This window comes from Burkholderia sp. SR8, from assembly GCF_052851275.1.
The window spans coordinates 43,399-55,372 of record NZ_JAULUC010000001.1; the positions used below are offsets into that span (position 1 = coordinate 43,399).

Genomic DNA, 11,974 nt, shown 5'->3' on the forward strand with positions numbered 1-11,974 from the left:
TCGCGCGCGCACCTCCACCTTCAAAACACAACGGGTCGAACGGCGCGTCGTACCCCTACTCGCGTAGCGGCTACTATCGCCGCCCGCAGCAGATAGCAATTTAGGCTAATATGACGCCCGAACGACCCGCGAGCCGCGCCATGCAGCGCCTGCGCCCTTCCTTCCGGAGAGCGGAGTGACCTGCCGCAGCGGCCGGCAGCCGTCAGGCGGCCGGAACGCCGCAACGCGCCAAGCAGGCAGTCCCCGAACCGTAAGAGGTATTGACCCAATGAGCGAACAGATCAAACACATCAGCGACGCATCGTTCGAACAGGACGTCGTCAAATCCGACAAGCCCGTGCTCGTCGACTTCTGGGCCGAATGGTGCGGCCCGTGCAAGATGATCGCCCCGATCCTCGACGAAGTCGCGAAGGACTACGGCGACAAGCTGCAGATCGCGAAGATCAACGTCGACGACAACCAGGCAACGCCTGCGAAGTTCGGCGTGCGCGGCATCCCGACGCTGATCCTGTTCAAGAACGGCGCGGCTGCCGCACAGAAGGTCGGCGCGCTGTCGAAGTCGCAGCTCACCGCATTCCTGGACAGCCACCTGTAATACCGGCCGTTCCGCGGACGTGTTGTCTACCGACAACACGTCCGTCGTCCAGCCGCCGATCGGCCGCTCAGGCGCGAATCGGCATATGCTAGAATCAAAAAACGTCTACAAGACGCATTAAGTCTCAGAGCGCCTCCGCTCGCCCTCCTCCCTTATTTCTTTTCGTCGCTTCTCCTCCCTGGCGGGTTCTCCGTATGCATTTATCCGAGCTCAAGTCTCTGCACGTGTCCGAACTGATCGAAATGGCCAATGGCCTGGAGATCGAAAACGCGAACCGCCTGCGCAAGCAGGAGTTGATGTTCGCCATTCTCAAAAAGCGCGCCAAGACGGGAGAGACGATCTTCGGCGACGGCACGCTCGAAGTGCTGCCGGACGGCTTCGGCTTCCTGCGTTCGCCGGAAATGTCGTACCTCGCCAGCACCGACGACATCTATATCAGCCCGTCGCAGATCCGCCGCTTCAACCTGCACACCGGCGACACCATCGAAGGTGAAGTCCGCACGCCGAAGGACGGCGAGCGCTACTTCGCGCTGGTGAAGGTCGACAAAGTCAACGGGCAGCCGCCCGAGGCCTCGAAACACAAGATCATGTTCGAGAACCTCACGCCGCTGCACCCGAACAAGCCGCTGTCGCTCGAACGCGAAATGCGCGGCGAAGAAAACGTCACGGGCCGCATCATCGACATGATCGCGCCGATCGGCAAGGGCCAGCGCGGCCTGCTGGTCGCGTCGCCGAAGTCCGGCAAGACCGTGATGCTTCAGCACATCGCGCACGCGATCAAGCAGAACCACCCGGACGTGATCCTGTTCGTGCTGCTGATCGACGAACGCCCTGAAGAAGTGACCGAAATGCAGCGCTCGGTCGCCGGCGAAGTGATCGCGTCGACGTTCGACGAACCGGCCACGCGTCACGTGCAGGTCGCCGAAATGGTGATCGAAAAGGCCAAGCGCCTCGTCGAGATGAAGCACGACGTCGTGATCCTGCTCGACTCGATCACGCGTCTCGCGCGTGCGTACAACACCGTGATCCCGGCGTCGGGCAAGGTGCTGACGGGCGGTGTCGACGCGAACGCACTGCAGCGTCCGAAGCGCTTCTTCGGCGCGGCGCGCAACATCGAGGAAGGCGGTTCGCTGACGATCATCGGCACCGCGCTGATCGAAACCGGCAGCCGCATGGACGACGTGATCTACGAAGAGTTCAAGGGCACCGGCAACATGGAAGTGCACCTCGAGCGCCGTCTCGCGGAAAAGCGCGTCTATCCGTCGATCAACCTGAACAAGTCGGGCACGCGTCGCGAAGAAATGCTGATCAAGCCCGAGATCCTGCAAAAGATCTGGGTGCTGCGCAAGTTCATCCACGACATGGACGAAGTCGAGGCGATGGAATTCCTGCTCGACAAGATCCGCCAGACGAAGAGCAACTCCGAGTTCTTCGACCTGATGCGCCGCGGCGGCTGATCGCCCTCGCACCGCACGGCCGCCTGCGCGTCTCGCCCGGCGGCCGTTTTTCCGCCTCAACCTGAACGTGAACGTACAGGTTGATCTATAATCGCATCATCGTCCCGACCGAAGCCCCGCCATCCCGATGCCGAACGACGCCTCCCCCGCGCTGCTGACCGTGAGCGACGCCGCGTCGCGGCTCGGCGTCACGCCGCGCACGCTGAAGTATTACGAGGAGCGCGGGCTCGTCACGCCATCGCGCAGCGGCGGCCGCTATCGGCTGTACGACGAGGCCGACCTCGAACGCTTCGCGCGCATCCTGCGGTTGCGCGCGCTCGGCTTTTCGCTGCACGGGATCACCGAGATGCTCAAGCGCCCGCTCGAGGAAACGGGCGACGGCCGGCGGCGGTATTCGGACGCGTCGCTGCGCGACATCCGCACGGGGCTCGCCGGACAGATCGACACGCTCGACCGGCGCATCGCGGCCGTCCAGCGCGAACTGAAGGAAGCCGTCGCGCTGCGCAAGGAGCTGCAGCACGACATCGACTACATCGAACGGCGCCTCGCCGGCGAAAACGCCGACGCGCTGATTGCGCAGCGGCAGGCCGAAGCCGGCAGGCGGCGCGCGCGCAAGGATCGCGAATGAACGTCGCGCCCGGCCGCCCGCCGCTGTGGAGCCGCGCCAACCTGCGCGCGGATCTGTTCCCGTGGGCGCTCGCGCTCGTCACCGGCATCGACTACTTCGACAACGCGGCCTTCTCGTTCTTCGCGAGCTACATCGCGGGCGGCATCAACGCGTCGCCGGACGAACTCGTGTGGTCGTCGAGCGCGTATGCGGTCACGGCAGTGCTCGGCATCCTGCAGCAGCAATGGTGGGTCGATCGCCTCGGCCATCGCCGCTACGTCGCCGGCTGCATGCTGATGTTCTCGTTCGGCGCGATCGCGGCCGCGCTCGCCGACACGTCGCTCGAGCTCGCGTTCGCGCGCGGCTTCCAGGGTTACTTTATCGGCCCGATGATGGGCGCATGCCGGATCCTGATCCAGATCAGCTTCAAGCCGCAGGAGCGGCCGCCCGCCACGCGCGCGTTCCTGATCATGATCCTGCTCGGCAGCGCGCTCGCGCCGATCGTCGGCGGGCTGCTGGTCGCGCATTCGACGTGGCGCGCGCTGTTCGCGTGCACGGCGCCCGCGGGCATCGCATTCGCGATCCTCGCGCTCGTCACGCTGCCCGATTCCGGCCGCACGCCGGACGACGCGCGCGGCTCCGGGCACTTCTGGCCGTACGTCGTGTTCGCGCTCGCGCAAGGCGCGCTGCAGATCGTGCTGCAGCAGGTGCACTATCAGCTCTACAGCGGCTCGCCGATGCTGATCGCGCTGACGTTCGCCGGCCTCGGCGCGCTCGCGTGGTTCGCGTATCACCAGTGGAACCACCCGACGCCGCTCGTGCGGCTGCATGCGTTTCGCGAGCGTACGTTCCAGGTCGGGCTGCTGCTGTACATGTTCTATTACTACGAGTCGACGGGCTTCAGCTACCTGACCTCCCGGCTGCTCGAAGGCGGCCTCGGCTATCCGGTCGAGAATGCCGGGCGCCTGGTCGGCTCGATGTCGCTGATTTCGGCCACTGCGCTGTTCGCGTACCTGCGCCATGCGAAGCGCGTCACGCACAAGAAATGGTTCGTCGTGCCGGGCTTCGCGATCGCGATCGTCGCCGCGCTGTGGATGACGCGGATGACGCCGCAGGTCGGCGAGGCCGCGCTGATCGTTCCGCTGCTGCTGCGCGGGTTGCTGCTGCTGTTCATCGTGCTGCCGGTCGCAAACCTGACGTTCCGCATCTTCGCGATCGACGAATACACGCACGGCTACCGGCTGAAGAACATCGTGCGGCAACTGACGATCTCGTTCGCGACGTCGTCGGTGATCATCGTCGAGCAGCATCGGCTGGCCGTGCACCAGACGCGGCTCGTCGAACGCGCGAACGTGTTCGACCCGCTGTTCCAGCAGACCGTCGACACGCTCACGCGCAGCTATGCGGCGGCCGGCCATGCGCTGAACGAAGCGCACGGCCTCGCGATCGCATCGATTGCGCGGATGGTCGCGCAGCAGGCGTCGTTCCTCGCGTCGCTCGACGGTTTCTACTTCCTCGCGGGCGTCGCGCTCGTCGGCGGCCTGTTCGCGGCATGGCAAAAAGAGATCGATTGAGTTAAAAGACAGGCTTTGGTTTTTCCCGCGCTGCCCCCATGCTCTCGAAACTGACCCGCTGGCTCGACGACCGCCGCCGCGACCGCGCGCTGCGCAGCCATCCGATTGGCGATGCGTTGTGGCAGCACACGCTCGCGCGCCTGCCGTTCCTCGCTGCGCTGCCGCCCGGCGACCTGGAGCGGCTGCGCGAACTGACGAGCCTGTTCATCGCGAAGAAGTCGTTTTCGACCGCGCACGGGCTCGAGCTGACCGACGAGATGATCGTCGCGATCGCCACACAGGCATGCCTGCCGGTGCTGAATCTCGATTTGTCGCTGTACGACGGCTGGGTCGGCGTCGTCGTGTATCCGGGCGAATTCCTGATTCGCAAGACCGTGCAGGACGAGGACGGCGTGGTCCATGAAGTCGAACAGGACGCGAGCGGCGAAGCGTGGGAAGGCGGCCCGGTGATCCTGTCGTGGGAGGACGCGCAGATGACGGACGGCCGCGATGCGTACAACGTCGTGATCCACGAGTTCGCGCACAAGATCGACATGGTCAACGGCGAGGCGGACGGGTATCCGCCCCTATTTCGCCGCTGGCACGCGCCGCACCTCGACGCGCAGGCGTGGGCCGACGTGTTCGAGCATGCGTACGACCAGTTCTGCGCACGGGTCGATGCGGTGCCGGACCGCACCTGGGCACGCTTCGAGCGCGACTCGCTGATCGATCCGTATGCGGCCGATCACCCGTCGGAGTTCTTCGCGGTGTGCAGCGAGGCGCTGTTCGTGCGGCCGCGCGCGTTCGAGTCCGAATTTCCGGAGCTGTACCGGCTGCTCGCCCGCTACTATCGGCAGGATCCGGCCCGCACCGGCGCCCTCGACGGGCGATGAAAATTATTCGTCAACCGTCTGATTTTCTGGCATAATCGCCGTTTTTCGACCTTAGGCAAGTGGCTCGCGCCGGGCTTGACGTCGGCTGAATCGCGCGGTTCGTGCGGTGCGGCACGGCAAGCGGCGGGTTGGCTACCGCTCTCACCAAGGAAAATCATGAAACCTGGCATTCACCCGGACTACCGCGAAGTCGTCTTCCAAGACATGTCGAACGGCTTCAAGTTCATCACGCGCTCGACGATCCAGACGCGCGAAACCATCGAACACGAAGGCAAGACCTACCCGCTCGCCAAGATCGAAGTGTCGTCGGAATCGCACTCGTTCTACACGGGTCAGCAAAAGATCATGGACACGGCAGGCCGTGTCGAGAAGTTCAAGAACAAGTTCGGCGCACGCGCCAGCGGCAAGGTCGCGAAGTAAGCTTCGCACCGATCCGGTGGTTGCAATGCACCGGTACCGCACGAAAGGGCAGCCCAGGCTGCCCTTTTTTGTCTCCGCTCGCCGGACAACCCCGGGCTGCCGGCCGGCGGCCCGGCAATCGTCTGACGCGCAACGGCCGGCGCGTCTACAATGCCGGATGCCCGAATCCGGCCCGGTCGCGCCCGCCCTCGCCGGCCGCCCGCCCATAACAAATCGCTCATCTGCATGAAGCCTGTCGTTCGTCTCACCGCCTCCGCCACGCGCGCGCTGCCGCGCTGGCTGCTGCTCACGCTCTGCCTCGTCTACGCGGCGTTCGGCCTGTTCGGCCGCGATCCGTGGAAGAACGAGGACGCGGCGGGCTTCGGCGTGATGTGGACGATGGCCACCGGCGGCTGGCACGACTGGCTGCTGCCGAATCTCGTCGGCAAGTTCATCACGACCGACGGGCCGCTCGGCTACTGGCTCGGCGCGCTGTCGATCCGCGCGCTGGCGCCGTGGGTCGACGCGAGCAACGCGTCGCGCATCGACACCGGCGTGCTGTTCTGCGTCGCATGCGCGTTCGTCTGGTACGCCGCGTACCTGCTCGGCCGGCGCGCCGAGGTCCAGCCGTTCAAGTACGCGTTCGGCGGCGAGCCCGAGCCGCGCGACTACGGCCGCACGCTCGCCGACGGCGCGCTGCTGATCCTCGTCGCGTGCTTCGGGCTCGCGGAGCGCGGCCACGAAACGACGCCGCAGCTCGCGCAATTCGCGTGGATCGCGATGCTCGTATACGGGATCGTGCGCGGCATCGACAAGCCGATGCAGGGCGCGCTGTGGTGGGGTGCCGCGATCGGCCTCGTCGCGCTGTCCGGCAATCCGGTGCTCGTCGTCGCGCTGCTCGCCGGCACGGCCGCGCTGTGGCTCGTCACGCCGGAGATGCGCAACCTGCGCCTGCCGCTGATCGGGCTGCCGCTCGCGGCCGCGATCTTCGCGCTGTGGCCGCTCGCCGCGTTCAACGCGGCGCCCGACGACGCCGCATGGTTCTTCAACCAGTGGATCCACGGCAGCCTGATGCGCTTCTCGGGCCCGCCGACCGCGGTGCTCGGCTATGCGGCGAAGAACCTGCCGCTGTTCACGTGGCCCGCGTGGCCGCTCGCGATCTGGGCCTGGTGGAGCTGGGCCGGCATGCGCCGCCGCGCGCACATCGCGATTCCGCTGTCGGTCGTGGTGCCGCTCGTCGCGCTCGTGATCCTGCAGAGCCAGCAGTCGAACCGCATGTACATGCTGCTGCTGCCGCCGCTCGCGGTGCTCGCGACCTTCGCGCTGCCGACGCTCAAGCGCGGCGCGATCAACGCGATCGACTGGTTCGCGGTGCTGAGCTTCACGATCCTCGGCACCTTCGTGTGGCTCGTGTGGCTCGCGTCGCTCACCGGCTTCCCGCATCCGCTCGCACGCAACCTCGCGCGCCTCGTGCCCGGCTACGAACCGCACTTCAAGATCCTGTCGTTCATCTGCGCGGTGATCGTGACCGTGTGCTGGTGCCTGCTCGCGCGCTGGCGCATCTCGCGCCAGCCGAAGGTGCTGTGGCGCAGCGTCGTGCTGTCGGGTGCCGGCACCACGCTGATGTGGGTGCTGCTGATGACGCTGTGGCTGCCGATCGTCAACTACGGCCGTACCTACAGCGACGTCGCGCAACAGATCGCATCGCATCTGCCGAAGGACTACGAGTGCATCTCGCCCGTGCGGCTCGGCGATGCGCAGATCGCGACCTTCGCGTACTTCGGCGACATGCATTTCGAATTCTCCGGCGAGTGCGACGTGATCCTGCGCCAGGACCGCGCAGACTTCGGCGAGCCGAGCGCGATGTCGCAATACGTGTGGCGTCTCGTGTGGGAAGGCCGCCGCGTGGCCGACCGCGACGAGCGCTTCCGGCTGTACGAGCGGATCGAGCGGCCGGTGGCACCCGTCAAGCGCCGCAGCCCGCGCCACCGGACGGTCGATTGACGATGTTCGCCGACATCCGCCGGATCGTCGGGCTCGCGTGGCCGGTGCTCGTCGGCCAGCTCGCGATCATCGCGTTCGGCGTGATCGACACCGCGATGGTCGGCCGCTACTCGGCCATCGATCTCGCCGCGCTCGGGCTCGGTTCGTCGATCTACGTGTCGGTCTACATCGGGATGACGGGCATCCTGTCCGCGCTGCAGCCGATCGCCGGGCAGCTGTACGGCGCGCGGCGTTATGACGAGATCGGCGAGGAAGTCCGCCAGGCGCTGTGGCTCGCGCTGATGCTAGCGGTGCCCGGCTTCCTGCTGCTGCATTTTCCCGAACCGCTGCTGCAGGTCGCGCACGCGCCGCCCGCGCTGCACGACCGCACCGTCGACTACCTGCGGATCCTGTCGTACGGCCTGCCGGCCAGCCTCGTGTTCCGGATCTACAACGCGCTGACCAACGCGGCCGGCAAGCCGCGCCTCGCGATGATCCTGCAGATCGGCGCGCTGCTGCTCAAATTTCCGCTCAACGTGTGGTTCATCTTCGGCGGGTTCGGCGTGCCGGCCCTCGGCGGCCCCGGCTGCGGGCTCGCGAGCACGCTGATCAACTGGGCGCTCGCGCTGATCGGCTTCATGCTGCTCGCGAAGCTCGACGTGTTCTCGCCGCTCGCGATCTTCTCGCGCTTTTGCCGGCCCGTGTGGGAACGCCAGAAGGCGTTGCTGAAGCTCGGCGTGCCGATGGGGCTGTCGTACCTGATCGAGGTCACGTCGTACACGTGCATGGCGCTCTTCATCGCGCAATTCGGCACGACGACGCTTGCCGGCCACCAGATCGCCGGCAACATCGGCGCGGTGCTGTACATGACGCCGCTGTCGATCGGCGTCGCGGCATCGACGCTCGTCGCGCGCGCGCTCGGCGCCGGCCGCCCCGACGAGGCGCGCCTGCTCGGCCGGCACAGCGTGATGCTCGCGTGCGCGATCGCGGCCGCATACGGCGTGCTCGTGTTCACGCTGCGGCCGCTGATCGTCGGCGGCTACACGCCGAATCCGGCCGTGGCCGCCGCCGCGCTGCCGCTGGTCGCGATCGTCACCTGCTATCACTTCTTCGACGCGCTGCAGATTACGTCCGCGTTCGTGCTGCGCGCGTACAAGGTCGCGGTCGTGCCGACCGTGATCTACGCGGTCGCGCTGTGGGGCGTCGGGCTCGGCGGCGGCTACGTGCTCGGCTTCGACGTCGGCGGCATCGCGCCCGCGTCGCTGACCGGCGCACGCGGCTTCTGGTTCGCGAACACGGTCAGCCTGATGCTCGCGGGCGCCGGCCTCGCGCTGTACCTGCGCCACGTCGGCCGCGCGCACCTGTCGGCCGGCCGGTGACGCACGGCCCGCCGCCTACGCGTCCTCCAGCACGTCGGCCGCGTGATACGACGAGCGCACGAGCGGGCCCGCAACGACTTCCCTGAAACCGAGCGCGAGCCCCTCGTCGCGCCACGCGGCGAACGCGTCCGGGCTCACGTAGCGCCGTACCGGCAGGTGGTGCGCGGACGGCGCGAGATACTGGCCCAGCGTCAGCACGTCGACCTCGTGCGTGCGCAGGTCGCGCAGCGTGTCGCGCACCTCGTCGTCGCGCTCGCCCAGGCCCAGCATCAAGCCGGATTTGGTCACGAGCGTCGGCCGCGCGGCCTTCGCCTGTGCCAGCAGTTCGAGCGAGCCGCGATAGTCGGCGCCCGGGCGCGCCGCCCGATACAGCGACGGCACGGTCTCGATGTTGTGATTGAACACGTCCGGCCATGCCGACGACAACGCGTCGAGCGCACGCGGAACACGGCCGCGGAAATCGGGCGTCAGCACCTCGACGCCGATCCCGGGCACGCTCGCGCGCACCGCCGCGATGCAGGCCGCAAAATGCGCGGCACCGCCGTCGCGCAGGTCGTCGCGATCGACCGACGTGATCACGACGTAGCGCAGCCCGAGCGCCGCGACCGCGTCCGCGAGCCGCGCGGGTTCATCCGGGTCGAGCGGCTCGGGGCGGCCGTGCGCGACATCGCAGAACGGGCAGCGACGCGTGCACAGCCCGCCCATGATCATGAAGGTGGCGGTGCGCTGCGCGAAGCATTCGCCGATGTTCGGGCACATCGCCTCCTCGCAGACCGAATGCAGCCGATGGTCGCGCAGCACGGCCGCCATGTCGGCGACCGCCTCGCTCATCATCGGCCGCGCCCGCAGCCACGGCGGCTTCGGCAGCGCCGCGCCGGCCGCGGGCTCGACGCGCACCGGAATGCGCGCGAGCTTGTCGCGGCTTCGCGCGCCCGGCTGACCGAGCGCAGTGAGACTGGGTCGTTCGAGCGCGGCGGCCATCGTCAGTCTCCGAGGAACGCGACGATCAGGCGGTTCACGTCGGCAGCCGCCTCCATCTGCACCATGTGGCCGCTGCCGGCGATCACCTCGACCCGCACGCCGTCCGGCAAGCCCTGCGCATGCTGCGCGGGGATCACCTGGTCGCGCTCGCCCCAGATCACGAGCGTGCGCGGCGCGAGCGACGCGATGCGGTCGCGGAACACGCGCCGCTGCGTCGCGCCGTCGAACGCGGCGTTCGCGATCTTCTCCAGCGCGGCCTGCACGCCCTCGAGCCGCTTGTACTTGACGAGATCCTCGACGAGTTGCCGCGTGACGAGCGCGTGGTCCGCGAACAGCGCGCCGAGGTGCGGCTTCAGCGTATTGCGGCTGTTGCCGGCGACGAAGCCGTCGATGTACGCGCGGTTGATGTCGGCGCCGAGTCCGGCGCTCGCCACGAGCGTCAGCGACGCCACGCGTTGCGGCGCGCGCTCGGCCGCCGCCATCGCGACCGCGCCGCCCATCGAATGACCGATCAGGTGTGCGCGCTCGATGTGCTGCGCGTCGAGCAGCGCGAGCACCGCGTCGGCCAGTTCGTCGAGGCTGCCGGTCTCGACGGCCTTGCCCGACTCGCCGTGACCCGGCAAATCGAGCGCCCACACCGGCCGGTGCGCAGCGAGTTCCGCGTGATTGAACAGCCAGTTGTTCAGGTCGCCGCCGAAGCCGTGGATCAGCACCGCGGGCGTACCCGAACCGTCGCCCAGCTTCAGGAAGCGGATCGTGCGCCCGCCGATCTGCGCCTTTTCGGGCTGCGGGCCGGCCGCGTCGTCGGTGGCCGCGCTCGGCACGAAATCGCGCTGGAATTCGGCGATCGCCGCGTCGATGTCGGCATCGCTCGCATCGGCCGCAGCGACCACGCCGAGCAGCGCACCGACGGGCAGCGTCTCGCCCTCCTGCGCGACCTGCCGGCGCAGCGTGCCGTCGAACGCGCACTCGACGCCCGACGAAATCTTGTCGGTCTCGACATCGAGCACTTCGTCGCCCTTCGTCACGCGCTCGCCGATCGCCTTCAGCCAGCCGTTGACCTGCCCCTGCTCCATCGACAGCCCCCACTTGGGCATCGTGATCATGTGAATCGACATCGTGTCAGCTCCTCGTCTTCAGAACCGCCTGCGCGATCGCATCGGCGGACGGGATATACAGGTCTTCCAGCACGCCGGCGAACGGCGCGGGCGTATGCGGCGCGGTCACGAGCTCGATCGGCGCCTTCAGCGAGCGGAACGCGCGCTGCGCGACGAGCGCGGCGATGTCGGTCGCGATCGAGCAGCGCGGGTTCGCTTCGTCGACGACCACCACGCGGCCGGTGCGCTCCGCGCTTTCGAGGATCGTGTCCTCGTCGAGCGGCGACGTCGTGCGCAGGTCGATCACGTCGACGTGGATGCCGTCCTTCGCGAGCTTCGCGGCCGCGTCGGTCGCGAGATGCACCATCCGGCCGTACGTGACGATCGTTGCGTCGTCGCCTTCGCGCACGACGTTCGCCTCGCCGAACGGAATTGCATAGGACTCCTCCGGCACGTCGCCTTCGCGCGTGTAGAGCAGCTTGTGTTCGAGGAAGATCACCGGATCGTTGTCGCGGATCGACTGGATCAGCAGCCCCTTCGCGTCATACGGCGTCGACGGGCACACGACCTTCAGCCCCGGGATATGCGTAAACAGCGACGTGAGCATCTGCGAATGCTGCGCGGCCGCACGCAGGCCGGCGCCGTACATCGCGCGGATCACGACCGGCGTCACGGCCTTGCCGCCGAACATGTAGCGGAATTTCGCGGCCTGGTTGAAGATCTGGTCGAAGCACACGCCCATGAAATCGATGAACATCAGCTCCGCGACGGGCCGCATCCCGCACGCGGCCGCGCCGACCGCCGCGCCGATGTAGCCGCCCTCCGACAGCGGCGTATCGAGCACGCGGCCCGGAAACTTGTGGAACAGCCCCTTCGTCACGCCGAGCACGCCGCCCCACGCGTCGTCCTCGCCGGGCGCGCCCGCGCCGCCCGCGTTGTCCTCGCCCATCACGATCACGCTGTCGTCGCGCGCCATTTCCTGCGCGAGCGCCTCGTTGATCGCCTGCGAATAAGTGATCTTCCTTGCCAT

The 11,974-nt window shown here is 67.6% G+C and carries 11 protein-coding genes; 8 read left to right on the top strand and 3 right to left on the bottom strand.

The window, feature by feature from the left end; all coding sequences use genetic code 11:
• Positions 1–268 precede the first annotated feature (268 nt).
• The 8 genes from trxA to Q3A80_RS00230 all read left to right on the top strand — a co-directional run bounded on the left by trxA (position 269) and on the right by Q3A80_RS00230 (position 8,866).
• Positions 269–595, top strand: coding sequence for a thioredoxin TrxA (trxA, locus tag Q3A80_RS00195; RefSeq protein WP_006402348.1), 327 nt, complete (start codon positions 269–271; stop codon positions 593–595).
• A 194-nt stretch (positions 596–789) separates the two neighbouring features.
• The gene (gene rho / locus Q3A80_RS00200) at positions 790–2,052 is read left to right on the top strand and encodes a transcription termination factor Rho (RefSeq protein ID WP_006478662.1); all 1,263 of its coding nucleotides are present in this window, start codon (positions 790–792) and stop codon (positions 2,050–2,052) included.
• 127 nt (positions 2,053–2,179) lie between these two features.
• Positions 2,180–2,680, top strand: coding sequence for a MerR family transcriptional regulator (locus Q3A80_RS00205; RefSeq protein WP_446327151.1), 501 nt, complete (start codon positions 2,180–2,182; stop codon positions 2,678–2,680).
• Positions 2,677–4,233 (top strand): MFS transporter, encoded by a 1,557-nt coding sequence (locus tag Q3A80_RS00210; RefSeq protein WP_446327152.1) that lies wholly within the window; start codon positions 2,677–2,679, stop codon positions 4,231–4,233. Before Q3A80_RS00205 ends, Q3A80_RS00210 begins: the two co-directional genes overlap by 4 nt.
• Before the next feature lie 38 nt (positions 4,234–4,271).
• Entirely contained in the window at positions 4,272–5,105 is an 834-nt protein-coding gene (locus Q3A80_RS00215; protein ID WP_446327153.1) for a M90 family metallopeptidase, read from the top strand.
• Between the two features lie 156 nt (positions 5,106–5,261).
• Positions 5,262–5,525, top strand: coding sequence for a type B 50S ribosomal protein L31 (locus Q3A80_RS00220; RefSeq protein WP_040144297.1), 264 nt, complete (start codon positions 5,262–5,264; stop codon positions 5,523–5,525).
• 150 nt (positions 5,526–5,675) lie between these two features.
• Entirely contained in the window at positions 5,676–7,508 is a 1,833-nt protein-coding gene (locus Q3A80_RS00225) for an ArnT family glycosyltransferase (protein WP_446327154.1), read from the top strand.
• A 2-nt stretch (positions 7,509–7,510) separates the two neighbouring features.
• Positions 7,511–8,866, top strand: a complete 1,356-nt coding sequence (locus tag Q3A80_RS00230; protein WP_446327155.1) for an MATE family efflux transporter — start codon at positions 7,511–7,513, stop codon at positions 8,864–8,866.
• 15 nt (positions 8,867–8,881) lie between these two features.
• Here Q3A80_RS00230 and lipA read toward each other — a convergent pair whose 3' ends face one another.
• Genes lipA through Q3A80_RS00245 form a run of 3 tightly spaced genes read right to left on the bottom strand, consistent with a single transcriptional unit; the run spans position 8,882 to position 11,974 of the window.
• Positions 8,882–9,847 (bottom strand): lipoyl synthase, encoded by a 966-nt coding sequence (gene lipA / locus Q3A80_RS00235; RefSeq protein WP_446327156.1) that lies wholly within the window; start codon positions 9,845–9,847, stop codon positions 8,882–8,884.
• A gap of 2 nt (positions 9,848–9,849) precedes the next feature.
• The gene (locus Q3A80_RS00240) at positions 9,850–10,965 is read right to left on the bottom strand and encodes an acetoin dehydrogenase dihydrolipoyllysine-residue acetyltransferase subunit (RefSeq protein ID WP_446327157.1); all 1,116 of its coding nucleotides are present in this window, start codon (positions 10,963–10,965) and stop codon (positions 9,850–9,852) included.
• Positions 10,966–10,969: 4 nt separating this feature from the next.
• On the bottom strand, positions 10,970–11,974 hold the full coding sequence (locus Q3A80_RS00245; RefSeq protein WP_446327158.1) for an alpha-ketoacid dehydrogenase subunit beta: 1,005 nt from the start codon (positions 11,972–11,974) through the stop codon (positions 10,970–10,972).

Coding starts and splice junctions, on each gene's coding strand:
- trxA (WP_006402348.1), top strand. CDS start 269: ATGAGCGAACAGATCAAACACATCAGCGACGCATCGTTCGAACAGGAC.
- rho (WP_006478662.1), top strand. CDS start 790: ATGCATTTATCCGAGCTCAAGTCTCTGCACGTGTCCGAACTGATCGAA.
- Q3A80_RS00205 (WP_446327151.1), top strand. CDS start 2,180: ATGCCGAACGACGCCTCCCCCGCGCTGCTGACCGTGAGCGACGCCGCG.
- Q3A80_RS00210 (WP_446327152.1), top strand. CDS start 2,677: ATGAACGTCGCGCCCGGCCGCCCGCCGCTGTGGAGCCGCGCCAACCTG.
- Q3A80_RS00215 (WP_446327153.1), top strand. CDS start 4,272: ATGCTCTCGAAACTGACCCGCTGGCTCGACGACCGCCGCCGCGACCGC.
- Q3A80_RS00220 (WP_040144297.1), top strand. CDS start 5,262: ATGAAACCTGGCATTCACCCGGACTACCGCGAAGTCGTCTTCCAAGAC.
- Q3A80_RS00225 (WP_446327154.1), top strand. CDS start 5,676: ATGCCGGATGCCCGAATCCGGCCCGGTCGCGCCCGCCCTCGCCGGCCG.
- Q3A80_RS00230 (WP_446327155.1), top strand. CDS start 7,511: ATGTTCGCCGACATCCGCCGGATCGTCGGGCTCGCGTGGCCGGTGCTC.
- lipA (WP_446327156.1), bottom strand. CDS start 9,847: ATGGCCGCCGCGCTCGAACGACCCAGTCTCACTGCGCTCGGTCAGCCG.
- Q3A80_RS00240 (WP_446327157.1), bottom strand. CDS start 10,965: ATGTCGATTCACATGATCACGATGCCCAAGTGGGGGCTGTCGATGGAG.
- Q3A80_RS00245 (WP_446327158.1), bottom strand. CDS start 11,974: ATGGCAAGGAAGATCACTTATTCGCAGGCGATCAACGAGGCGCTCGCG.